The organism is Streptomyces sp. NPDC059695 (assembly GCF_042733785.1).
GTDB lineage: Bacteria > Actinomycetota > Actinomycetes > Streptomycetales > Streptomycetaceae > Streptomyces.
This window is the reverse complement of sequence record NZ_JBHWFF010000034.1, coordinates 41,263-64,153: the sequence shown is the minus strand read 5'-3', so window position 1 is coordinate 64,153 and position 22,891 is coordinate 41,263. Positions and strand designations below refer to the sequence as shown.

The 22,891-nt window shown below is 73.0% G+C and carries 24 protein-coding genes; 5 read left to right on the top strand and 19 right to left on the bottom strand.

Features of this window, described 5'->3' with window-relative positions; all coding sequences use genetic code 11:
- Positions 1–66 precede the first annotated feature (66 nt).
- Positions 67–2,589 (bottom strand): ATP-dependent Clp protease ATP-binding subunit, encoded by a 2,523-nt coding sequence (locus ACFV2S_RS31370; RefSeq protein ID WP_383796927.1) that lies wholly within the window; start codon positions 2,587–2,589, stop codon positions 67–69.
- Positions 2,590–3,050: 461 nt separating this feature from the next.
- Here ACFV2S_RS31370 and ACFV2S_RS31365 point away from each other — a divergent pair, with 461 nt between their 5' ends.
- Positions 3,051–3,638 (top strand): SCO3374 family protein, encoded by a 588-nt coding sequence (locus ACFV2S_RS31365; RefSeq protein WP_385566708.1) that lies wholly within the window; start codon positions 3,051–3,053, stop codon positions 3,636–3,638.
- Here the strand turns inward: ACFV2S_RS31365 and ACFV2S_RS31360 are convergent.
- From ACFV2S_RS31360 to ACFV2S_RS31315, 10 genes are all read right to left on the bottom strand, one after another.
- Positions 3,617–3,952, bottom strand: a complete 336-nt coding sequence (locus tag ACFV2S_RS31360) for an Lsr2 family protein (protein ID WP_382869545.1) — start codon at positions 3,950–3,952, stop codon at positions 3,617–3,619. The genes ACFV2S_RS31365 and ACFV2S_RS31360 overlap by 22 nt on opposite strands.
- Before the next feature lie 154 nt (positions 3,953–4,106).
- Positions 4,107–4,625 (bottom strand): amino-acid N-acetyltransferase, encoded by a 519-nt coding sequence (locus ACFV2S_RS31355; RefSeq protein ID WP_385566702.1) that lies wholly within the window; start codon positions 4,623–4,625, stop codon positions 4,107–4,109.
- Between the two features lie 15 nt (positions 4,626–4,640).
- Positions 4,641–5,060 (bottom strand): BlaI/MecI/CopY family transcriptional regulator, encoded by a 420-nt coding sequence (locus ACFV2S_RS31350; protein ID WP_383796924.1) that lies wholly within the window; start codon positions 5,058–5,060, stop codon positions 4,641–4,643.
- A 119-nt stretch (positions 5,061–5,179) separates the two neighbouring features.
- Entirely contained in the window at positions 5,180–5,350 is a 171-nt protein-coding gene (locus ACFV2S_RS31345) for a hypothetical protein (RefSeq protein ID WP_181924602.1), read from the bottom strand.
- Between the two features lie 14 nt (positions 5,351–5,364).
- Positions 5,365–5,940 carry a hypothetical protein gene (locus ACFV2S_RS31340; RefSeq protein ID WP_385566720.1) on the bottom strand — a complete coding sequence of 192 codons (576 nt, stop codon included), beginning with the start codon at positions 5,938–5,940 and terminating at the stop codon, positions 5,365–5,367.
- A gap of 148 nt (positions 5,941–6,088) precedes the next feature.
- Positions 6,089–6,895, bottom strand: a complete 807-nt coding sequence (locus tag ACFV2S_RS31335) for a type III pantothenate kinase (protein WP_329854665.1) — start codon at positions 6,893–6,895, stop codon at positions 6,089–6,091.
- Complete coding sequence (gene nadC / locus ACFV2S_RS31330) at positions 6,895–7,914, bottom strand: carboxylating nicotinate-nucleotide diphosphorylase (protein WP_385566691.1); 1,020 nt, start codon at positions 7,912–7,914, stop codon at positions 6,895–6,897. Before nadC ends, ACFV2S_RS31335 begins: the two co-directional genes overlap by 1 nt.
- Positions 7,915–9,609 carry an L-aspartate oxidase gene (locus ACFV2S_RS31325; RefSeq protein WP_385566687.1) on the bottom strand — a complete coding sequence of 565 codons (1,695 nt, stop codon included), beginning with the start codon at positions 9,607–9,609 and terminating at the stop codon, positions 7,915–7,917.
- Positions 9,606–10,676, bottom strand: a complete 1,071-nt coding sequence (gene panC / locus ACFV2S_RS31320) for a pantoate--beta-alanine ligase (RefSeq protein ID WP_385566682.1) — start codon at positions 10,674–10,676, stop codon at positions 9,606–9,608. Before panC ends, ACFV2S_RS31325 begins: the two co-directional genes overlap by 4 nt.
- Positions 10,673–11,653 (bottom strand): Rossmann-like and DUF2520 domain-containing protein, encoded by a 981-nt coding sequence (locus tag ACFV2S_RS31315; protein WP_385566678.1) that lies wholly within the window; start codon positions 11,651–11,653, stop codon positions 10,673–10,675. Before ACFV2S_RS31315 ends, panC begins: the two co-directional genes overlap by 4 nt.
- A gap of 126 nt (positions 11,654–11,779) precedes the next feature.
- Here ACFV2S_RS31315 and ACFV2S_RS31310 point away from each other — a divergent pair, with 126 nt between their 5' ends.
- Positions 11,780–12,952, top strand: coding sequence for a threonine aldolase family protein (locus ACFV2S_RS31310; RefSeq protein ID WP_385566673.1), 1,173 nt, complete (start codon positions 11,780–11,782; stop codon positions 12,950–12,952).
- Between the two features lie 8 nt (positions 12,953–12,960).
- On the opposite strand, the gene ACFV2S_RS31305 is transcribed toward ACFV2S_RS31310, so the two are convergent.
- Complete coding sequence (locus ACFV2S_RS31305) at positions 12,961–13,161, bottom strand: hypothetical protein (protein WP_385566668.1); 201 nt, start codon at positions 13,159–13,161, stop codon at positions 12,961–12,963.
- Between the two features lie 132 nt (positions 13,162–13,293).
- On the opposite strand from ACFV2S_RS31305, the gene ACFV2S_RS31300 reads away from it, so the two are divergent.
- Positions 13,294–14,382 (top strand): DUF5937 family protein, encoded by a 1,089-nt coding sequence (locus tag ACFV2S_RS31300; RefSeq protein WP_385566663.1) that lies wholly within the window; start codon positions 13,294–13,296, stop codon positions 14,380–14,382.
- 93 nt (positions 14,383–14,475) lie between these two features.
- Here ACFV2S_RS31300 and ACFV2S_RS31295 read toward each other — a convergent pair whose 3' ends face one another.
- A complete protein-coding gene (locus ACFV2S_RS31295) occupies positions 14,476–15,150 on the bottom strand; it encodes a response regulator (RefSeq protein WP_385566658.1) in 675 nt (224 codons plus the stop codon).
- Positions 15,151–15,172: 22 nt separating this feature from the next.
- Complete coding sequence (locus ACFV2S_RS31290) at positions 15,173–16,375, bottom strand: sensor histidine kinase (RefSeq protein WP_385566653.1); 1,203 nt, start codon at positions 16,373–16,375, stop codon at positions 15,173–15,175.
- Positions 16,376–16,472: 97 nt separating this feature from the next.
- Here ACFV2S_RS31290 and ACFV2S_RS31285 point away from each other — a divergent pair, with 97 nt between their 5' ends.
- Both ACFV2S_RS31285 and ACFV2S_RS31280 read left to right on the top strand, forming a co-directional pair.
- On the top strand, positions 16,473–17,486 hold the full coding sequence (locus tag ACFV2S_RS31285) for an SAM-dependent methyltransferase (RefSeq protein WP_385566649.1): 1,014 nt from the start codon (positions 16,473–16,475) through the stop codon (positions 17,484–17,486).
- 87 nt (positions 17,487–17,573) lie between these two features.
- Complete coding sequence (locus tag ACFV2S_RS31280) at positions 17,574–18,716, top strand: NADH-quinone oxidoreductase subunit D (protein WP_385566645.1); 1,143 nt, start codon at positions 17,574–17,576, stop codon at positions 18,714–18,716.
- Between the two features lie 34 nt (positions 18,717–18,750).
- Here the strand turns inward: ACFV2S_RS31280 and ACFV2S_RS31275 are convergent, their stop codons facing one another.
- The 5 genes from ACFV2S_RS31275 to ACFV2S_RS31255 form a co-directional block, all read right to left on the bottom strand.
- Positions 18,751–19,239 carry a GNAT family N-acetyltransferase gene (locus ACFV2S_RS31275; RefSeq protein WP_383791280.1) on the bottom strand — a complete coding sequence of 163 codons (489 nt, stop codon included), beginning with the start codon at positions 19,237–19,239 and terminating at the stop codon, positions 18,751–18,753.
- Positions 19,236–20,303, bottom strand: a complete 1,068-nt coding sequence (locus ACFV2S_RS31270) for a hypothetical protein (RefSeq protein WP_385566640.1) — start codon at positions 20,301–20,303, stop codon at positions 19,236–19,238. Before ACFV2S_RS31270 ends, ACFV2S_RS31275 begins: the two co-directional genes overlap by 4 nt.
- A 130-nt stretch (positions 20,304–20,433) precedes the next feature.
- Complete coding sequence (locus tag ACFV2S_RS31265) at positions 20,434–21,432, bottom strand: ABC transporter substrate-binding protein (protein ID WP_385566638.1); 999 nt, start codon at positions 21,430–21,432, stop codon at positions 20,434–20,436.
- Between the two features lie 4 nt (positions 21,433–21,436).
- Positions 21,437–22,111 carry an ABC transporter permease gene (locus ACFV2S_RS31260; protein ID WP_385566634.1) on the bottom strand — a complete coding sequence of 225 codons (675 nt, stop codon included), beginning with the start codon at positions 22,109–22,111 and terminating at the stop codon, positions 21,437–21,439.
- Between the two features lies 1 nt (position 22,112).
- On the bottom strand, positions 22,113–22,799 hold the full coding sequence (locus tag ACFV2S_RS31255; RefSeq protein WP_385566630.1) for an ABC transporter permease: 687 nt from the start codon (positions 22,797–22,799) through the stop codon (positions 22,113–22,115).
- Between the last annotated feature and the right edge of the window lie 92 nt (positions 22,800–22,891).

Sequence of the window (22,891 nt, the reverse complement as noted above, 5' to 3'; positions counted from 1 at the left end):
TTTTAAACCCCCCCCCCCCCCACACCTCGCGCCCCGGCCCCCGCCCCTCTGCTCAGGCGCTACGCCTTACGCGTCCTTCGACAGGTTCGGGCCCGTGCCGCCCGTCGCCTCGATCGGCGGGGCGTCCGGCAGGGCCGTCTTCTCCTCGCCGCGGAAGGTGAACGTGCGCTCGTCGCCCTCGCCCTCCGTGTCCACGACCACGATGTGACCGGGGCGCAGCTCGCCGAAGAGGATCTTCTCCGAGAGCGTGTCCTCGATCTCGCGCTGGATCGTCCGGCGCAGCGGCCGGGCGCCCATCACCGGGTCGTAACCCTTCTTGGCGAGCAGCTCCTTCGCGGACTGGGAGAGCTCGATGCCCATGTCCCGGTCCTTCAGGCGCTCGTCGACGCGGCCGATCATCAGGTCGACGATCTGGAGGATGTCCTCCTGCGTCAGCTGCGGGAAGACGATGATGTCGTCCACACGGTTGAGGAACTCCGGGCGGAAGTGCTGCTTCAGCTCGTCGCTGACCTTCGCCTTCATCCGCTCGTAGTTGGACTTCGTGTCGCCCTGGGCGGCGAAGCCCAGGTTGAAGCCCTTCGAGATGTCCCTGGTCCCGAGGTTGGTCGTCATGATGATGACCGTGTTCTTGAAGTCCACGACCCGGCCCTGGGAGTCGGTCAGGCGACCGTCCTCCAGGATCTGGAGAAGGGAATTGAAGATATCGGGGTGGGCCTTCTCGACCTCGTCGAAGAGGACGACGGAGAACGGCTTGCGGCGCACCTTCTCGGTGAGCTGGCCGCCCTCTTCGTAGCCGACGTATCCGGGCGGCGAGCCGAAGAGGCGGGAAACCGTGTGCTTCTCGCTGAACTCCGACATGTCGAGGGAGATCATCGCGTCCTCGTCGCCGAAGAGGAATTCGGCGAGCGCCTTCGAAAGCTCGGTCTTACCGACACCGGACGGACCGGCGAAGATGAACGAGCCACCGGGGCGCTTCGGGTCCTTCAGACCCGCACGGGTCCGGCGGATGGCCCGCGAGAGGCCGATGACGGCGTCCTTCTGGCCGATGACGCGCTTGTGGAGCTCGTCCTCCATGCGGAGCAGGCGCGAGGACTCCTCCTCGGTCAGCTTGAAGACCGGGATGCCGGTGGCGGTCGCGAGGACCTCGGCGATCAGCTCGCCGTCGACCTCGGCGACGACGTCCATGTCGCCGGCCTTCCACTCCTTCTCCCGCTTGGCCTTCGCGGCGAGGAGCTGCTTCTCCTTGTCGCGGAGCGAGGCGGCCTTCTCGAAGTCCTGCGAGTCGATCGCGGACTCCTTGTCGCGGCGGACGCCGGCGATCTTCTCGTCGAACTCGCGGAGGTCCGGCGGCGCGGTCATCCGGCGGATGCGCATCCGGGAGCCGGCCTCGTCGATCAGGTCGATCGCCTTGTCCGGGAGGAAGCGGTCCGAGATGTACCGGTCGGCCAGGGTCGCGGCCTGGACGAGGGCCTCGTCGGTGATGGAGACCCGGTGGTGGGCCTCGTACCGGTCGCGCAGACCCTTGAGGATCTCGATGGTGTGCGGCAGCGACGGCTCGGCGACCTGGATGGGCTGGAAGCGGCGCTCGAGGGCCGCGTCCTTCTCCAGGTACTTCCGGTACTCGTCGAGCGTGGTGGCACCGATGGTCTGGAGCTCACCGCGGGCCAGCATCGGCTTGAGGATGCTGGCGGCGTCGATCGCGCCCTCGGCGGCGCCCGCACCCACGAGGGTGTGGAGCTCGTCGATGAACAGGATGATGTCGCCGCGGGTGCGGATCTCCTTGAGGACCTTCTTCAGGCGCTCCTCGAAGTCACCGCGGTAGCGGGAGCCGGCGACCAGCGCGCCGAGGTCGAGGGTGTAGAGGTGCTTGTCCTTGAGGGTCTCGGGCACCTCGCCCTTGACGATGGCCTGCGCCAGGCCCTCGACGACGGCGGTCTTGCCGACGCCGGGCTCGCCGATGAGGACCGGGTTGTTCTTGGTGCGGCGGGACAGCACCTGCATGACCCGCTCGATCTCCTTCTCGCGCCCGATGACCGGGTCGAGCTTGGATTCGCGGGCCGCCTGGGTGAGGTTCCGGCCGAACTGGTCGAGGACCAGGGACGTCGAGGGGGTGCCCTCGGCAGGACCGCCGGCCGTGGCGGCTTCCTTGCCCTGGTAGCCGGAGAGCAGCTGGATGACCTGCTGCCGCACCCGGTTGAGGTCGGCGCCCAGCTTCACGAGGACCTGGGCGGCGACGCCCTCGCCCTCGCGGATCAGGCCGAGCAGGATGTGCTCGGTGCCGATGTAGTTGTGGCCGAGCTGGAGGGCCTCACGGAGCGAGAGCTCCAGGACCTTCTTGGCACGCGGGGTGAAGGGGATGTGGCCGGACGGGGCCTGCTGCCCCTGCCCGATGATCTCCTCAACCTGCTGGCGGACCGCCTCGAGCGAAATCCCGAGGCTCTCCAGGGCCTTAGCGGCGACACCCTCACCCTCGTGGATAAGGCCCAGAAGGATGTGCTCGGTGCCGATGTAGTTGTGGTTGAGCATCCGGGCTTCTTCCTGAGCCAGGACGACAACCCGCCGCGCGCGGTCGGTGAACCTCTCGAACATCGTTAATCGCTCCTCAGAGCGGTCAGTCAGTTAGGGGTCGATCCCCTCCCTGTCCTTCCGCAGCTTAGTCCCGCAAGCGGGGACCGCTCATTCCAACTGCCGACATCCGTCCGGATCACCCCCTCTTCAGCGGGGAGACCTGCTGCCGAACAGCCGACAAATGCTCCAACCCGATGGTGCGAGACGATGTTCCCGCAGGCCAAGTAGTTAGCCGCGCCTTCAGTACGCCGATGGCGAACGTGAGACGCCGAAGCCTGCGAGTCGCCCCTCTCCACTAGGAATGTCTTACCCGTAAGCACGGACACTCCATGCGGCGCACCCCGGTTCCCTCCGCTACCAGCGAACACCCTTGCGCTGCCGAATGCACGCGTACGCCCCATCCCGGACACCTTGCGCGTTCGTCCGGGGACCGTGTGTCACCGCGGGCGTAACCAACGCGCCTCCGCGGGAGTTCCCCCGGCATGGCCCTCACCGTCCCGCAGCCCCGCACGCCGTCCGACGGAGGGATCGCGCGGTGGTACGAGGACAGGCTCGGCTGGACCACCGTCACGGGCCCGCCGGTGGGTCTCGCCACGGGGCTGCGCTTCGACGTCCTGGAGGTGCCCGTCGCGGCGGGCCGGGGCGTGCTGCGCCGGATGGGCGCGGCCACGGGGCCGGTGGCCCTGGTGGGGCGCCGGATGGGGCTGCTCGTCGCCGCGGGGAGCGCGGAGGAGCTGCCCGGCCTGCTCGACTGGCTGGAGTGGGGCGGGATCTCGCTGGATCTCGCTGCCCTCGGTGCCGACGGCCGGATGACCGCACCCCTTCCCCCGGGGTGGGGCGGATCCGGCGCGCCGGGCGCCGCGGTGTGGCTGCGGGCGCCCGTGCCGGGTCGCGAGGTCGAGTCCTCGCTGCCGGCACTGCGCTCCGCGCCGTGGGGCGTTGCGGGCGCCCCCTGCCTGGTGCGTCTCGTGGCCGCCGCCGCTGCGGAGTGCCATCGGGTGCGGCTGCTGAGTGCCCGTACCCGCGGGGCGGCTCAGCAGCGGTCGCCTCAGCGGTTCGCGTCCTCGTAGGCGGCCTTGATGTCGGCGGGAACGCGACCGCGGTCGTTGACGTTCATGCCGTTCTCCTTGGCCCACGCGCGGATCTTCGCGGTGTCCTGGCTGCCCGTCGCCACGGCGCGGCCCTTGCCGCGGCCGGCGGTGGTGCGGCCGCCGGTGCGACGGCCACTCGTGGTGTACGGCTCGAGCAGGCCACGGAGCTTTTCCGCGTTGGCGGTGGTGAGGTCGATCTCGTAGGTCTTGCCGTCCAGCGCGAACGTCACGGTCTCGTCCGCCTCGACGCCGTCGAGGTCGTCGACAAGAAGGACCTGAACCTTCTGTGCCACCGGATTTCCTTTCATCGAAAATGCAGTACGCGGAAAGGAAACCGCTTTTCCCGGAAAAACACAAACCCCTGGGAGAGGTTCAGAACCCCGGGAACGCGGGAAACGTGCGCGATTCGGACATAGGGTTCCGCGAGAGGAGTCCCGGGCTTCCGCGTCACAGGTGCAGAAGCATCCGGCTGTTGCCCAAGGTGTTCGGCTTCACTCGTTCGAGACCGAGGAACTCGGCGACTCCCTCGTCATAGGAACGCAGGAGCTCGCTGTAGACATCTCCGTCGACCGGGGTCTCGCCGATCTCGACGAAGCCGTGCTTCGCGAAGAAGTCGACTTCGAAGGTCAGGCAGAATACCCGCCGCACCCCGAGCCATCGGGCGGTGTGCAACAACTTGTCCAGCACCTGATGTCCGACGCCGGCTCCCTTGAAGTCGGGATCGACGGCGAGAGTGCGGACTTCGGCGAGGTCTTCCCACATCACGTGGAGTGCGCCGCAGGCGACGACGGTGGCGTCCTCGTCGCGTTCCGCGACCCAGAACTCCTGGATGGACTCGTAAAGGGTCACGGTCGCCTTGTCGAGCAGGATGCCGCGCTGCACGAAAGGCTCGACGAGACGGCGGACCGCGGCCACGTCGCTGGTGCGTGCCCGGCGTACGGTGACGGCTTTGGCGGAGGTCGACATGGGGGGACGCTATCGCTAGGGGCGGGGCGCCCCTTCGTCACCCTCGCCCTCGCGCGGGGCGGCGGCGAGCGGGTTGTCCCGCTGCACGATCCGGATGGCGTCGTTCAGCGACTCGCGCTGTTCCGGCGACATCATGCCGAAGAAGGCGACGAGTGCGGCGGCGGGGTTGTCGCTCTGCGCCCAGGCCGCGTTCATCAGCGCGGCGGAGTAGGCGGCGCGGGTGGAGACCGCCGTATATCGATAGGCGCGGCCTTCCACCTCCCTGCGGACCCAGCCCTTCTGATGGAGATTGTCCATGACGGTCATGACCGTGGTGTAGGCGATGGACCGTTCCTGCTGAAGGTCCTCCAGGACTTCCCGCACGGTGACCGGGCGGTTCCATTGCCAGACGCGCGTCATGACCGCGTCTTCGAGTTCTCCCAGGGGGCGGGGCACCCTGCCACCCTAGTGGGAGAAAGGGCAATAAACGGCTATTGCCGCTCAGGCAAGACAAAAAGGGTGCACGACCGGAAGCGGTCGCACACCCTCGGAACTGCTGGACGAACCCTGGATCCTCAGGAGCCGTCCGCCTGGCGGGCGGCCTCGGCGCGGGCGAGGGCGGCGTCCACGACCGCGTCCTCCTTGGCCTTGTTCGGGCCGCCCTGGCTCTTGACGATCACGGTGACGAGGGCGATGAAGAACGCGGCCATCACGACGGGGGGCAGGAGCGCGGATACGTAGTCCATGCCGTCCAGAGTAGCTAGCCGGCGACCCGCTCCTCGGGCGGGGGCGGGGGAACGGGACGTCGGCGTGGCGGGAAGACCTCGGAGGGTTTCGGCACCGGGCGCTCGGCCGGGGCCGGCGGGGTCGGCTTGGGCTCGTCGGCCGCCGCGCGCCCGCCGGGAAGGGCGAGCAGCCGGGCCCGGGAGGGCGCGAGGGCGGCGGGCGGGGCGGTGGCCTGGGAGACCCGGGCCAGGCGCGCGCGCACGGAGCGCTCGGCGAGGACCTGGCAGCGGGCGAGCAGCGCGGCGGCGGCCGGGTTGCGGCGCAGGGCGCGCAGGGCGGCGAGGTCGTCGGCGGCGGGGTCGTACCCGGCGGCCAGCGCGTCCCGCAGGAGCTCCAGGTAGCCGCTGAGGGACCCGGGGAGCGCCTCGCGGTAGCGGGCGAGATCGTCGAGGAGGAAGGCGCGCAGCCGGCCCGCCTCGTGCACCGCCTCGTCCACGGACTCGGCCAGGCGCAGGCAGTCCTGGACGTCCTCGTCCTGGAGGGGGGCGGGGTGGAGGGCGATGGCAAGGGCACGGCGGAGCACACGCAGCTCGTCCGCGCTGAACGCCATGCCGCCGCGGGATCCGTATGGCGTGGGCATGGGCCGACGATACGCGCTAATCGGACAATTTCCCCTTAGCGATCATCTCGGCGCGCCGTGACGATCATCCCTCCCGCGGCGGTGGGGAGCGCCCCTCCCCTCGGTGGAGGCGCCGTCCCTACATGCGGGACACGTTCCGCTCGTAGACCAGGCGCAGGCCGATCAGGGTCAGCCAGGGCTCGTGCTCGTCTATCTCCTTCGAGTCGGCGAGGACCATCGGCGCCAGGCCGCCGGTCGCGATCACCGTCACGTCGGAGGGGTCGCCCTTCGGCCCGACCAGTTCCCGCTTCATCCGGGCCACCACGCCGTCGACCTGACCGGCGTAACCGAAGACGATGCCCGACTGCATGGCCTCGACCGTGTTCTTGCCGATGACGCTGCGCGGGCGGGCCAGCTCGATCTTGCGGAGCATGGCGCCCCGGACGCCCAGGGCCTCGACCGAGATCTCGATGCCCGGCGCGATCGCCCCGCCCGCGTACTCGCCGCGCGCGGTGATCGCGTCGTACGTCGTCGCCGTACCGAAGTCCACGACGATCGCCGGACCGCCGTACAGCTCGACGGCCGCGACCGCGTTGATGATGCGGTCGGCGCCGACCTCCTTGGGGTTGTCCGTGAGGATCGGCACGCCGGTCTTCACGCCGGGCTCCACGAGGACCGCCGGCACGTCCCCGTAGTACCGGCGGGTGACCTCGCGCAGCTCGTGCAGCACCGAGGGGACCGTCGCGCAGATGGCGATCCCCTCGATGCCGTCGCTCAGCTCGACGCCGAGCAGCGGGTGCATGCCCATGAGGCCCTGGAGCAGGACCGCCATCTCGTCGGCGGTGCGGCTCGGGTCCGTGGAGATCCGCCAGTGCTCGACGATCTCCTCGCCGTCGAAGAGACCGAGCACCGTGTGCGTGTTGCCGACGTCGATGGTGAGCAGCATCAGGAGCGCACCTCGCGCAGGTCGAGGCCGATGTCGAGGATCGGGGAGGAGTGGGTGAGGCCCCCGACCGCCAGGTAGTCGACGCCGGTGGAGGCGTACGCCGCCGCGTTCTCCAGGGTCAGCCGGCCCGAGGACTCCAGGACCGCCCGGCCGGCGACCAGGGCGACGGCCTCCTCGGTCTCGATCGGGGTGAAGTTGTCGAGCAGGATCAGGTCGGCGCCCGCGTCCAGGACCTCGCGGACCTGGTGCATCGTGTCGACCTCGACCTCGATCGGCACCTCGGGGAAGAGCTCGCGGACGGCCTTGAAGGCCTCGGCGACGCCGCCGGCCGCCACCACGTGGTTGTCCTTCACCAGGGCCGCGTCGGAGAGCGACATGCGGTGGTTGACGCCGCCGCCGCAGCGGACCGCGTACTTCTCCAGGGCGCGCAGGCCCGGCGTCGTCTTGCGGGTGTCGCGGACCTTCGCCTTCGTGCCCTCCAGGACGTCCGCCCACGCGCGCGTGGCGGTGGCGATGCCGGAGAGGCGGCACAGGATGTTGAGCGCGCTGCGCTCGCCGGTGAGCAGGTCGCGGGTGCGGGCGGTGACGCTGAGGAGCACCTGTCCGGCCTCGACGCGCTCGCCGTCCTCGACGTGCCGCTCGACCTCGAACTCGTCCGTGCAGACGATCGACAGGACGGCCTCGGCGACCCGCAGGCCGGCCACGACACCGGCCTCGCGGGCGGTGAAGTCGGCGGTGGCGACGGCGTCCTCGGGGACGGTCGCCACGGTGGTGACGTCGACCCCGCCGTCGAGGTCCTCGGCGATCGCCAGGTGGGCGATGTCCTCGACCTGGACGGGGTCGAGCCCGGCGTCGGCGAGCAGCTGGGCGAGGGCGGGGTCGAGACCGCACTCGAACTCCTCGCCGCCGCCGCAGCCGCAGCCGTCGCCGCAGCCGCCGGTCTCGTCGGAGGAGACCGTGTTGATCTGGATGAGAGGGACGTCCACGGGCTCGGGACGGGCTTCCTCGGGCGTGCTCACTTACGGCTCCCTGGGGGCGTCGAGGGTGGGGGGAAAGTCGAAGGTGTCGGTGATGCGGACCTCCAGGGTCCGCGCCTGGGTGAGGTGGACGACGAGGTGCTTGCGCCAGTCGGCGTCGTCCCGCTCGGGGTGGTCCTCGCGCCAGTGGCAGCCGCGGGTCTCCTCGCGGCGGCGGGCCGCCGCGACCAGGACCCGGGCGACGCACAGCAGGTTCGTGGTCTCCCAGGATTCCACGCCCGGCTCGGCCGCCTTGGTGTCGTCGTCGCCGCCCGCCACGGCGTCGCTGTGCAGCGCTTCGAGGGCCTCGGCGGCCTCCCGCAGGCTGGCCTCCGAGCGGAGCACGCCCGCACCGGCCGTCATGATCCGCTGGATACGGGTCCGGGCTCCGGCCACGGGCAGCGGCAGGGTCACCGGGGCCGGGGGCGGCACCGGGGCGCCCGCCGCGCGCGGGGCCGCCGCCGTGATCTCCTCGGCGATCCGCTCGGCGAAGACCAGGCCCTCCAGGAGCGAGTTCGAGGCGAGGCGGTTCGCGCCGTGGACGCCCGTGCAGGCGACCTCCCCGCACGCGTACAGGCCCGGCACGGTGGTCCGGCCGCGCAGGTCCGTACGGACGCCGCCGGAGGCGTAGTGGGCGGCGGGGGCGACCGGGATCGGCTCCGTCACCGGGTCGATGCCGTGGGAGCGGCAGGCGGCCAGGATCGTCGGGAAGCGCTCCGCCCACATCTCGGCGCCGAAGTGACGGCCGTCGAGGAACATGTGGTCGGTGGACTGCTCCAGCATCCGGCGCGTGATCGCCTTGGCGACGATGTCCCGGGGCGCGAGCTCGGCCAGCTCGTGCTGCCCGAGCATGAAGCGGACGCCGTCGCCGTCGACCAGGTGGGCGCCCTCGCCGCGTACCGCCTCGGAGACCAGCGGCTGCTGGCCCTCGGCGCCGGCCCCGAGGAAGAGCACCGTGGGGTGGAACTGGACGAACTCCAGGTCGGAGACCTCGGCGCCGGCGCGCAGCGCGAGCGCGACGCCGTCGCCGGTGGAGACGGCCGGGTTGGTGGTGGCGGAGAAGACCTGGCCCATGCCGCCGGTGGCCAGGACCACCGCGGGCGCGTGGACGGCGCCGACGCCGTCGTGCTGCCCCTCGCCCATGACGTGCAGGGTCACACCGGCCGTGCGGCCCTCGGCGTCCGTCAGGAGGTCCAGGACGAGGGCGTGCTCGATGAAGCGGACGCCCCGGTCCCGTATCGCCTCGACCAGCGCGCGGGAGATCTCGGCGCCGGTCGCGTCCCCGCCCGCGTGGGCGATCCGGCGGCGGTGGTGGCCGCCCTCCCGGGTCAGCGCGATCTCGCCGTCGGAGGTCTTGTCGAAGTCGGCGCCCGTGGAGATCAGGCGGCGGACGGCGTCGGGTCCCTCCGTGACCAGGGCCCGCACGGCCCGCTCGTCGCAGAGCCCCGCACCGGCGACGAGGGTGTCGTCGAGGTGCTGCTCGGGGGTGTCGCCCTCGCCGAGCGCGGCGGCGATGCCGCCCTGGGCCCAGCGGGTGGAGCCGTCGTCGAGGCGGGCCTTGGTGACGACCACCGTACGGAGCCCGGCGGCGGTGCAGCGGAGGGCGGCGGTGAGGCCGGCGACCCCTGAGCCGACCACGACGACATCGGCGTCGATGTCCCAGCCCGGCGCGGGCGCGTGCAGCCGTATTCCGGTCACTTGGTGGCTCCGAAGGTCAGGGGGATGTTGTCGATGAGCCGCGTGCTCCCCACGCGCGCGGCGACGGCGAGGATCGCCTCGCCGTCGTGGCCGTCGGCGACCTCGGTGAAGTCGGCCGGGTCCACGAGGGCCAGGTAGTCGAGGGTGAGGGGCGGCTCGGACCGGGCCGCCTCGTCCAGGACGGCGCGGGCCGCGGCCCGCACGGCGTCGGCGCAGCCGCCCTCGGCGGCCTGCGCGACCGCGTGGGCGTCGGCGGCGGCGCGGGCCTCACCGAGCCGGGACAGGGCCTCGGCGCGGTTCTCGGCCCGGCCCTGGGCGCCGGGCAGCGAGGCGGCACGCGCGCGCAGCGCCTCCTGGGCGGCGAGCCGCTCACGGGCCGCGAACAGCGCGCGGGACAGCGCCAGGGCGGTCCGCCGCTCCCCCTCCGACAGGTAGCGGTTGCGGCTGGACAGGGCCAGGCCGTCGCTCTCGCGGACGGTCTCCACGCCGACGATCTCGACGGGAAAGTTCAGGTCGCGGGCCATGCGGCGGATCAGGGCCAGCTGCTGGGCGTCCTTCTGGCCGAAGAAGGCCAGGTCGGGCGCGGTGAGGTGGAGCAGCTTGGCGACGACGGTCAGCATGCCGTCGAAGTGGCCGGGCCGGGAGGCGCCTTCGAGGCGCTCGCCCATGGGTCCCGCGGTGATCCGGACCTGGGGCTCGCCGCCCGGGTAGACCTCGTCGGCCGAGGGCGCGAAGACGGCGTCCGCACCGGCCTCGGCGGCCAGCGCCAGGTCGGCGTCGAGGGTGCGGGGGTAGCGGTCGAGGTCCTCGCCGGCGCCGAACTGCAGCGGGTTGACGAAGACGGTGACGACGACGAACCCCTCGTCGCCCACGCGCTCGCGTGCGGCCCGGATCAGGGTGGCGTGCCCCTCGTGGAGCGCGCCCATGGTCATGACCACGGCGTTGCGGCCGGGCGCGCCCCGGTGGGCGACCGCGTCCGCGAGGTCCTCGCCCGTGGGGAGGAGGTCGGCGGGCCGGCGCCCGACGTTCCGGCCGGCGTCGGCGCGGTCACGGGCGAACAGGCTCATCGGTCTTCTCCTTGCGGCCCGTCGGCGGGGTCGGCGGGGTGGGCGGCGCCGGTCGGCTGCTCGGCGAGCACGCCGAGGAGGTCCTCGGCCAGCTCGGGCTTGAGCAGGCCGTGCGCGAGCGCCCGGTCGGCGGTGGTGCGGGCCATCGCCAGATACCCGGCGACGGTGCCGGGCGCGTGCTTGCGCAGCTCGGCGACGTGGGCGGCGACCGTGCCGGCGTCACCGCGCGCGACGGGTCCGGTGAGGGCCGCGTCCCCGGACCGCAGGGCGTTGTCCAGGGCGGCGCCCAGGAGCGGGCCCAGCATGCGGTCGGGGGCGGCGACCCCGGCCTTGTGGAGCAGCTCCATCGACTGGGCCACGAGGGTGACCAGGTGGTTCGCGCCGAGGGCCAGGGCCGCGTGGTAGAGCGGCCGGGCCTCCTCGGCGATCCACTCGGGCTCGCCGCCCATCTCGATCACGAGCGCCTCGGCGGCGAGCCGCAGCTCCTCGGGCGCGGTCACCCCGAAGGAGCAGCCGGCGAGCCGCTGGACGTCGACGGCGGTGCCGGTGAAGGTCATCGCGGGGTGCAGGGCGAGCGGCAGGGCGCCGGCCCGGCGGGCGGGATCGAGGACCCGCGCCCCGTACCGCCCGGAGGTGTGCACGAGCAGCTGCCCGGGCCGTACGGCTCCGGTGTCGGCGAGGCCCTCGACCAGGCCCGGCAGCGCGTCGTCCGGCACGGTCAGGAGGACCAGGTCGGAGAGCGCGAGGACGCGGGCGGGCTCGACGACCGGGACGCCGGGCAGGAGCTCCGCGGCGCGGCGCCGGGAGGCGTCGGAGACCGCCGAGACGGCGACGGGGCGGTGCCCGGCGAGCCGGAGCGCGGCGGCGAGGGCGGGGCCCACGCGGCCGGCGCCGACGACTCCGACGGTGAGCCGGGCGGGTCGGTCCTCGGCCCGGGGCTCCGACGCTCTGGGCTCTGGCGCTGCTGGTGCGTTCACGGTGGGGACGGCCTTCCGTTCCAGTCCTCGGCGGGTACCGGACGATTTCTGGTCATGCTACGCCAGCGTTTCGCGGCGCTCCGTGGCCTGTCCACAGGGTGTGGGCGGTGGTGTGATGATCGGCCCATGAATCCTGTGACTCCTGCGGAGACTCCTGTGGACGAGGAAGCGGCCCGGCTCCACCGGGCCAAGGTGTGGGGCGGCGCCGAGCGGAGACTGTGGGACACCTCGGTGGACGGCGCGGTCGGTCCGCGGCTGCGGGAGCTGGCCGCGTGGGCGGAGGCCGCGGGACACGAGGAGGCCGCGCTCGACACGTACGGCAACGGGCTCGTGGAGGTGCTGGAACGGCGCGTCGCCGAGGAGCTCGGCCTCCCCGCCGCCGTGTTCTTCCCGACCGGCACCATGGCCCAGCAGGTGGCGCTGCGGTGCTGGGCCGGGCGCACCGGCAGCCCCGTCGTCGCCCTCCACCCGCTCGCCCACCCCGAGGTCCACGAGGGCGGGGCGCTCGGGGCCGTCTCCGGGCTCCGCACCGTCCACCCGACCGGCGCGCCCCGGCTGCCGACCGCCGAGGAGGTACGGGACCACCCCGAGCCCTTCGGGACGCTGATGCTGGAGCTGCCGCTGCGGGACGCCGGCTTCGTGCTGCCGACCTGGGAGGAGCTGACCGAGGTGGTGGCGGCGGCCCGCGAACGGGACGCGGTGGTCCACTTCGACGGCGCCCGGCTGTGGGAGTGCACGACCCGTTTCGGCCGGGTGCTCCCGGAGATCGCGGAGCTCGCCGACAGCGTGTACGTGTCCTTCTACAAGTCCCTGGGCGGCATGTCCGGGGCCGCGCTCGCCGGGCCCGAGGACGTCATGGAGGAGGCCAGGGTCTGGCGCCACCGGTACGGCGGCCTGGTCTTCCAGAACTACCCGGCGGCGCTGTCCGCGCTCCGGGGCCTGGACGTCGAGCTGCCCCGGCTGCCCTCGTACGTGGCGCACGCGCGCGTGGTGGCCGACGCGATCCGGGAGGCGTTCGCGGAGGCGGGCACCGGCTGGTCCCGGATCCACCCGGAGACCCCGCACACCCACCAGTTCCAGGTCTGGCTGCCGTACGACCCCGACGTCCTGACGGCGGCGGCCCTCGCCCAGACCGAGGAGACCGGCGCGGCGTTCTTCCGCCGCTGGTTCACCCCGGCCGCGGGCGGCCCGCCGGGGGTCGCGGTGACGGAGCTGACGGTGACGGAACCCGGTCTGGAGTGGACGGCGAAGGAAGTGAAGGACGCGGTACGGGACTTCCTGGCGCGCGTGGCGGGGTGACACCCCCCTCAGGAGGTGCGCAGCCAGCGGCGCAGGGTCGTCCGGACGGCGCCGCGCGCCGGGCGGCCCGCCCTCGCCCGTTCGGCGCGGCGGTGGTCGCGGACGGCCCGCAGCACGGCGACGTCATGGGTGCCGGGCGCCGGCGGCGCCGGTTCGCCGAGCGAGGCGGCCCGGTAGGCGTCGAAGAGGTACTGGTGCAGAGCGTTCATGACGTCACCGTGCGCCGGACCGCCGCGGACCGTCCCCCGGATTGACCGCCCGCGTCAATCCGGGGCCCGTCGATTGACGGCCCCCGTCAATCGGGACGACGGTTCCCCCGCCGCACCCCGCACCATGGACGGGTGAGCGTGACCATCGACATCACCGGACTGCCGCACGAGCGGATCACCTTCTGCCCCTCGCCGCTGGCCGAGCTGGGCAACGCCCTGCACGCCCTGGCCGAGCCCGCCCACCACGCGCGGCTGCACGCCTGGACGACCGCCACCTCCTCCGCGCTGAAGCCGGAGCTCGCGGACCGGCTGCACGAGGCCGACTTCATGTGGCGGTCCACCCGCTCCGACTTCCTGCTGCCCGCCCAGCCGCGGGAGACGCTCGCCGAGGAGCTGGACGACGTCGACCGGATGAGCGACGAGAAGTTCGTCGGCGCCGCCCTGGAGATCTCCTGCAGCACCCGCTACTCCGAGGGCATCCCCTCCCCGCTGGTCGACGAGCGGTCCCGCCGCCGCGCCCTCGACCTGGCCACCGCGCGCGGCCCGCGCCAGGCCGCCTTCGTGGAGCAGATGCTGGCCGAGCCGACCGCCACCCGGGCATGGATCCGGCGGCTCCTGGAGGACTGCGACGACGCGTTCTTCGCCGACACCTGGCGCCGGGTCCGCGTCCAGCTCGCCGCCGACGCCCGCCACAAGACCGAGCTGCTGCGCCGCAAGGGCCTGGCCGAGGCCCTCACGGCCGCCTCGCCCGCGCTCAGCCTGGAGGAGGGGGAGCGGGGCAGCCGCATCGTCGTCGACAAGCTGGTCCACGGCCGCACCGAGGCCCAGGGCGCCGCCGTGACGCTGGTGCCGACGGCCTTCGGCTGGCCGCACCTCTTCGCCACGAGCGCGCCCGGCTGGCAGCCCGTGATCCAGTACCCGGCCGCCACCCGTGACGTCGGCGGCTCCGAGCCCGTCGAGACGGTCAAGCTGCGCCTGGAGGCCATCGCCCACCCCATGCGGATGCGGCTGTGCCGCAACCTGGCGCGCGGCTCGTACTCGACGAGCGAGCTGGCCGACGCGTACGGCATCACCGCCCCCGAGGTCTCCCGGCACCTGTCCGTCCTGAAGAAGGCCGGTCTGCTCACCACCCAGCGCCGGGGGCGCTACGTGCTGCACCAGCTCGACTTCTCGGTCGTCGCCCGCCTCGGCAGCGACTTCCTGGAGTCGGTGCTCCGGTAGCGGCTTCCCGGCGTCGGCGCTCCCGTCGCGGCTTCCCGGCGTCGGCGCTCCCGTCGCGGCTTCCCGGCTTCGGCGCTCCCGTCGCCGGTCCGGTCAGACGCCGCCGCCGCCCGCCCGGACCAGACCCGTCTCGTACGCCAGGACCACGACCTGGACCCGGTCGCGCAGGCCCAGCTTGGTCAGGATGCGGCCCACGTGCGTCTTCACCGTCGCCTCGGAGAGGACGAGCCGGGCCGCGATCTCGCCGTTCGACAGGCCCTGCGCGACCAGCATCATCACCTCGCGCTCCCGGTCCGTCAGCCGCTCCAGCTCCTTGCGCTCGGGGTCCTTCCCCGAGGACGGCAGCATCGGCGAGAAGCGGTCCAGCAGCCGACGGGTGGTGGACGGCGCCACCACGGCGTCGCCGCTGTGCACCGAGCGGATCGCGCCGAGCAGCTCGGCGGGCGGCACGTCCTTCAGCATGAAGCCGCTCGCGCCCGCCTTCAGCCCCGAGAACGCGTACTCGTCGAGGTCGAACGTCGTCAGGATCAGCACCTTCGGGGCATCCGGCTCCGAGCAGATCCGCCGGGTCGTCTCCACCCCGTCCAGCTTCGGCATGCGCACATCCATCAGGACGACGTCGACGGCCGTGGAGCGCAGCACTTCGAGGGCCTCGACGCCGTCGCCCGCCTCCGCCACGACCTCCATGTCCGGCTGGGCGGCGAGCACCATGCGGAAACCGGTCCGCAGCAGCACCTGGTCGTCGACGAGCATCACGCGGATGGACATCAGGTCAGTTCCTTAGGGGTCGTCAGTGAGCGGGCTTGAGGGGGAGCAGGGCGCTGATCCGGAAACCGCCGCCCGGACGCGGGCCCGCGTCCAGGGTGCCGCCGACCATGCCGACCCGCTCGCGCATGCCGATCAGGCCGTGGCCCCGCCCGTCGGCGCCGCCGTCCTCGTACATCTCCTGCGGGGCGCCCCGGCCGTCGTCCTCGACGAGCAGCCCGAGGCCGTCGTCGAAGTAGACGAGACGCACGCTGGCGCCGACGTCCGGCCCGCCGTGCTTGCGCGTGTTGGTCAGGGCCTCCTGCACGATCCGGTACGCGGTGAGCTCGACGCCGCTCGGCAGCGGGCGCGGGCTCCCCTCGATCGCGAAGTCGACGGTGAGACCCGCGCCCCGGACCTGCTCCACCAGGTCCTCGATCTGCCCCACGTCGGGCTGCGGCACGTACTCCCCGGCCTCCTGGTGCTCCCCGGTGCGCAGGATCCCCAGGAGCCGGCGCATCTCGGCGAGCGCCTGCCGGCCCGTCGTGGAGATCGTCTCCAGGGCCTGCCTGGCGGTCGCCGGGGAGGAGTCCATGACGTAGGCGGCGCCGTCGGCCTGCACCACCATCACCGACACGTTGTGGGCGACGACGTCGTGCAGCTCGCGGGCGATCCGGGCCCGCTCGGCGGCGACCGCGACCTTGGCCTGGGCCTCGCGCTCCCGCTCCAGGCGGGAGGCCCGCTCCTCCAGCTGCGCGAAGTAGGCGCGGCGGGTGCGGAGCGAGTCGCCGAGCACCCAGGCGAGGGCGAACGGCACGGTCATGATGATCGTGAAGAAGACCTTGGCCGCGCCGGAGCTCTGGGTCTCCAGGGGCCATCTGAGCTGGGAGAGCGTGGAGGCGCTGAGCCCGCCGATGAGGGCGAGCCGGGAGGCCCAGCGGGGTCCGTCGTGCGCGGCGACGGTGAAGATGATCACGAGCATGGCGAAGTCGGCCATGAACGGCTTCAGGTCGAAGGCGAGCTGGGCGACGCCCAGCGCGACGGCGAGCACCAGCATCTTCTCGGGGGCACGTCGGCGCAGGGCCACGACCAGGGAGAACAGCGCGCCGACGAGACCGTACGCGACGGGGTGGTCCACCGTCGGGTAGGTCGTCCCCACCCACAGCAGGGAGAACCCGAGGAGGACGACGGCCCAGAAGACGTCGACGCCCGTCGGGTGTCTGCGGATGAAGTCGTAGAGGCGCTGCACGTCACCCAGAGTAGGGAAGGGGGACAGGTGCGGGGATCAACCGTGGGATCGATCCTTGGCGCGGGACCCGTACTCCCCGAGGTGGAGACTGGGGCACGTGACGGATGAGACGTGTCAGTGGCAGGGGTGGCGGGAGGCCACGGAGCGGGCGCTGTACGGACCCGGGGGGTTCTACCTGCGACCCGAGGGGCCCGCGGGGCACTTCCGGACCTCGGTGCACGCCTCTCCGCTCTTCGCGGCGGCCGTGGCCCGGCTGCTCGGCGAGGTCGCGGAGGAGCTGGGCACGGACGCGGTCGACCTGGTGGACGTGGGCGCGGGCCGCGGTGAGCTCCTGACGGCGGTGCTCGCGGCCGTCGGATCCTCGCTGACCGTCCGGGCGTACGCGGTCGAGCGCGCCGCCCGCCCGGCCGGGCTCGACCCCCGGGTGGAGTGGACGGACCGGGTGCCGCGGGGCGTGCGCGGGCTGCTCTTCGCGAACGAGTGGCTCGACAACGTGCCGGTGGACGTCGCCGAGGCGGACGCGGCGGGCACGGTCCGGTACGTGGAGGTCGCGCCGGACGGCACCGAGCGCCTCGGTGCCCCCGTCGCCGGCCGGGACGCCGCGTGGCTGGCCCGCTGGTGGCCGCTGCGGGAGCCGGGCGCGCGGGCGGAGATCGGACGGCCCCGCGACGAGGCCTGGGCGGCGGCGGTCGCCCGCCTCGCGGCGGGGCGCGCGGTGGCCGTGGACTACGCGCACGTACGGGCCTCCCGGCCGCCCTTCGGCACCCTGACGGGCTTCCGCGCGGGCCGTGAGGTCCCCCCGGTCCCGGACGGCGGCTGCGACGTGACGGCCCACGTGGCCCTGGACGCGTGCGGGGGCCTCGACGAGGAGGTCCCCGGCGGGACCGGCGCCCCCCAGGCCGGGCCCGGGCTCCCCCGCGCCGAGCTGGTCACGCAGCGGGAGGCGCTGGGGCGGCTCGGGGTGTCCGGGGAGCGGCCGCCGCTGGCGCTCGCCTCGGCCGACCCCGCCGGGTACGTCCGCGCGCTCGCCTCCGCCGGCGAGGCGGCCGAGCTCACCGCCCGGGGCGGCCTCGGCGACTTCCTCTGGCTGACCCAGCGGGTGCCGGCCTGAGCCGCCCGCCGGCCCGCCCACCGACCGGTCCGGTCCGTCCTCCGGGCAGGGGCCCTGGCGCCGGGAGCGGCAGGGGATACTGACCGCATGACGCAGACGACGGTCGGAATCGGCGGCGCGGCGGAGAGCACCGACATGGTGCTGAACATCGGACCGCAGCATCCCTCGACGCACGGCGTGCTCCGGCTCCGGCTCGTGCTCGACGGCGAGGTCGTCCGGCACGCCGAGCCGGTGATCGGCTACATGCACCGGGGCGCCGAGAAGCTCTTCGAGGCGCGGGACTACCGGCAGATCATCATGCTGGCCAACCGCCACGACTGGCTGTCCGCCTTCTCCAACGAGCTCGGCGTCGTCATGGCCGTCGAGCGGATGCTCGGCATGGAGGTCCCGGAGCGGGCGGTGTGGACGCGGACGCTCCTCGCCGAGCTGAACCGGGTCCTCAACCACCTGATGTTCCTCGGCTCGTACCCCCTCGAACTGGGCGGGATCACGCCCGTCTTCCACGCCTTCCGGGAGCGCGAGGAGCTCCAGGCGGTGATGGAGGAGGTCTCCGGCGGCCGGATGCACTACATGTTCAACCGGGTCGGCGGCCTCAAGGAGGACCTGCCGGCCGGCTGGCTGGGGCGGGCGCGGCAGGCCGTCGCGGACGTCCGGTCGCGGATGGACGTGTACGACCGGCTCGTCCTCGGGAACGAGATCTTCCGGGGCCGTACGCGCGGGGTCGGCGTCCTGAGCCCGCAGGCCGTCCACGCGTACGGGGTGTCCGGTCCCATCGCGCGCGCCTCGGGCGTCGACTTCGACCTGCGCCGCGACGAGCCGTACCTCGCGTACGGGGAGCTCCAGGACACCCTGCGGGTCGCCGTGCGACAGGAGGGCGACTGCCTCGCCCGGTTCGAGTGCCTGCTCGACCAGACGCACAACGCGCTGGACCTGGCGGACGCCTGCCTGGACCGGATGGGCGGACTGGCGCCGGGCCCGATCAACCAGCGGCTGCCGAAGGTACTCAAGGCGCCGGAGGGCCACACGTACGCCTGGACCGAGAACCCGCTCGGCGTCAACGGCTACTACCTGGTGTCGAAGGGCGAGAAGACCCCGTACCGGCTGAAGCTGCGCTCGGCCTCGTTCAACAACATCCAGGCGCTGGTGGAGCTGCTGCCGGGGACGCTCGTCGCCGACATGGTGGCGATCCTGGGCTCGCTCTTCTTCGTCGTCGGCGACATCGACAAGTAGACGGCCGCCGCGCCGGGGGCCACCGGGCCCGGCGTCACTGCTCCCGGCGCATCACGACGTACTCCCGCTGCTCCCTGCCGGGGCGCCGCCGGTCGACGACGGTCCAGCCCCAGCCCGTGTACCGGTCCGTCAGCGCCGGTACGTCGAGGGTCATCAGCAGGGCGGGGCCGGGGGCCGCGGCCCGGAGCAGCGCGTCGTGGAGCCGGCGGCCGATGCCGCGCCCCTGGTGGCCGGGGGCGACGACGAGTTCGGCGAGCTCGAAGGCGGAGGCGTCCCCGGTGAGGACCGTGTCGCTCCAGCCGGCGGAGAAGCCGAGGAGGGCCTCCTCGGCGTCGAGCGCGGCCACCGCCGTGAAGTCGTCCCTCCCGGCGGCCGAACCGAGCAGCCTGTCCACGGTCCGTACGGCGCCGAGCGGCGGCTCGTGCCAGGGCTCGCCGCCGAAGGCCTGCGCGCACAGGGCGAGGAGCTCGTCGCGGCGGCCGGCGAGCTGATCGGCCCCGAGGGGCGCCAGGCGGTACGTCACGAGCTGACCGCACCGCGCAGTTCGGCCACGTCCAGCTGCTCGGTCTCGTCGTGCGCGGTCAGGTCGATGACCTGGCCGATCGCCCGGGGCGGCGTGACGTGCGGGGCGAGGGGCGCGGCGACCGGGGTGAGCAGCGGGGTCCCGGAGGCCAGGGCCTCTTCGAGGACCTCCTCGCCCACGACGTCGGCGAGGTCGGTGTTCTGCACGGCCTCGATGGCCTCCGCCGCCTTCTGCGTACCGAAGAAGTCGAAGCCCCCCTCGGGGCGCGGGACGGGCCTGCGGGCCGCGTAGGGGGCGATGGCGGCCGCGACCGGCACCGCCGGAAGGGCCGTGGTCCTGGCCGGCGCGGCCGGCGGGAGCGCGGGGGCGGCGGCGGCCGTACGGGTGTGCTGCTCGGTTCCGGCGGCCGCCGCGTGCTTCCCCTGCGGCTCCTCCGTCTCCCGGGAGCGCTCGGCGAGGTCGCGGGCGCGGGCCGCCTCGGCCGTGCGGCGGGCCTGCTGGGCCGCGGCGTTGCGCGGGAGGTCGCGCAGCGCCTGGGCGGCGCGGCGGAAGGCCTCCGGGGTGGGGGTGGAGCCGGCGGCCGGCAGCGCCTTGGCCCCGGCGGGGCCGCCCGTCTCCAGGGCGAGGACGCGGCGGCCCTCCAGGGCGCTGGCCCGCTCGGTCTCCGCGGTGGCGTACCGGCGGAGGAGGTCGGCGTGCTCGCCGCGCAGTCCGGCGAGCTCCACGCGCTTGGCGCGGAGCTTGGCGTCGAGGCGGACGCGCAGGGCGCGGGACTCCTCCAGGTCGGACTCCAGCTCGGCGGTCCGCTCCTCGGCCTTCCACTGGTCGGCGGCGCGCGCCCGGTCGAGCTCGGCGACCTTCAGACCGGCGCCCCGGTCCCAACTGCGCATGAGGACGGCGCCGGTGACGGCGGCGGCGGCCGCCGCGGCCGCGAGGAGCCGCGCGATCACCGGGTCGCCGGGCAGCCAGGCGGCCGCGGCGCACACGACCGCGGCGCCGGCGACCGCGGAGGGCGGCAGCAGCTTGTGCAGAGGCGGGGAATGGCGGTGGCGTCCACGTGGCATGGCCTGAAATTTACCGTGCGTAGGCGCCATGTGGGGCGTCGGCCCGGCAATCTCTTGGCCACTTCTCGCCATCAGAAGTGGATATCGACGGTTCCGGTTCCGTTTCGGGCCGACTCCCCTCCCCCGCCGACTACTTCTTGAGCAGCCCCTTCGTCTCCAGATACTCCTTGGCGACGTCCTCCGGCTTCGCCCGCTCGGCGTCCACCTTGCGGTTGAGTTCGGCGAGATCCGCTGTGGTCAGCACCTTGGTGATCTTGTCCAGGGCGGCGGCTATCTCCGGAGCGCCGGCGTCCTTGGCGTTGAGCACGGGCAGCACGTTGTCCGCGTTCTGCAGCTTCTTGTCATCGGTGAGGAAGACGAGGCCGTAGCTGTCGATCGTGGCGTCCGTGGTGGTGGTCAGGACCAGCTGGTCCACCCCGTCCTTGACCGCCTGCTTGGCCTGCGGCGTGCCGACGCCCTTGGGGTCGATCCCGGCCACGTCGATGCCGTACGTCTTCTTCAGACCGGGCGCGCAGAAGGGCCGCACCGCGCATTCGTCACCGGCGGCGATCTTCACCTTCAGCTTCGCGCGGCCGAGATCGGAAAGGGTCGTCAGCTTGTTCTTCTCGGCGAATTCCTTCGTCACCGCGAAGGCGTTCTGATCGACCGCCTCTCCGGCCGCGAGCACCTTCAGGCCGCGCGGTTCGGCGAGCTTGCGCAGCGCCTCGACCGTGGCCGTCGCGTCGCCCGAGGCGACCGGCTTGCCCTCCGGCGCCTTCGGGCCGTTCACCTTCGCGTTGAGGAATTCCGCGATCGTCGCCGCGTATTCCGGGACGACGTCGATCTCGCCCTTCTCCAGCGAGGGTTCGTACAGCTCGCGATTCTTCACCGTGGTGATGGACACCGAGTACCCCTCGGCCCGCAGCGACTGCGCGTACAGCTCGGCGAGGACCTTGGCCTCCGTGAAGGCGGCCGCGCCGACCACCAGGGAGCCCTTCTCCCCGCCGCCGGAGGCACCGGAGCCCCCGGAGTCCTTCTTCTTGCCCTCCTCCAGGCTGTCACCGCCGCACGCGGCGAGGGCGACGGTCAGCGCCGCCGTACCCAGCAGCGCGCCCGCGATACGCGAGACCCTGTTCACGAGATCACCCATCCAGTCAGTGTTCGACAAGTCGTCTGTGTCGGTCGAAGAGGCGGTCCGCGGCCACCAGGACGCCCTCCACCAGGAGGGCGAGCAGCGCCACGAGCACGGCGCCCGCGACGACCTGCGCGGTGTCGTACGTGGCGAAGCCGGCCGTGATGATCCGGCCGAGACCGCCCTGCCCGACCATCGCGGCGACGGTCGCCGTGGCGACCACCTGCACCGCGGCCGAGCGGACCCCGGTCATCACCACCGGCCGGGCCAGCGGGAGTTCGACCCGGAGGAAGAGCTGGGCGCCCGTCATGCCCATGCCCCGCGCGGCCCGCACCGCGGCCCGGTCGACCTCCCGCACCCCCACGTAGGCGTTGGTGAGGAGCGGGGGTATCGCGAAGAGCACCAGGGCCACCACCGTCGGCACGTAGCCGGCGTTCCGCAGGGGCGACACCATGAAGAGGGCGAGCACCGCGAAGACGGGGATCGCCCGCCCCACGTTGGACACGTTCACCGCGAGGGCCCCGCCCCGGCCGAGGTGGCCGAGCCACAGGCCCAGCGGCAGCGCGAGCGCCGAGGCGACGAGGAGCGCGGCCCCGCTCACGTACACGTGCTCGGCGAGCCGCTGCCCGATGCCGTCCTCGCCCGTCCAGTGCGCGCCGGTGGTGAGCCAGCCCCAGGCGTCCGTCACGATGCCCATCTCACCCGCCCCCCGGCGCGGTCCGTATCCGGGTCCACGGCGTGAGCAGCCGCTGGAGGCCCAGGAGCAGCAGGTCGGCGGTGACGGCGAGCAGCACGCACAGCACCGAGGCGGCGAGCATCTGCGCCTTGAAGAACGTCGGCAGCGCGTCCTCGATGAGATTGCCCAGGCCGCCGCGGCCGACGACCGAACCGACCGTCGTCAGCGCGATCGTGGAGACCGTCGCCATCCGCACGCCGGCCATCAGCACCGGCAGCGCCAGCGGGAGTTCGACCTGCCAGAGCATCCGCAGCGAGCCGTACCCCATGCCCCGGGCGGCCTCCCGCGTCTCGGCCGGCACGGCGGCGAGCCCCGCCAGCGTGTTCCGCACGAGGATCGTCAGGGCGTACAGCACGAGACCGGTCACGACGAGCGCGGCCGACAGACCGAAGAGGGGCAGCAGCAGCGAGAACATCGCGAGCGACGGCACCGTGTAGAGCAGGGTGGTCAGGCCGAGGACCGGGCCGGCGAACCGGGGCCTGGCACGCACGAGGAGCGCGAGCGGCACCGCGACGGCGAGCGCGATCAGCACCGACACGACCGTGATTCCCACATGCTGGAGCAGCGCGTCCGTCAACTCCGTGCGGCGCGAGCGCAGATACTCGCCGCAGATCCAGTCGTTCGTGACCAGACAGTTCCGCGCGCCCATCGTCCCTCCCCCCGTGTCGTCCGCCCTCCCGAACGCTTGTGTGACGACCCTAACCCCCGCCACCGACAATCCCCGAGACCCGCCACAATGCG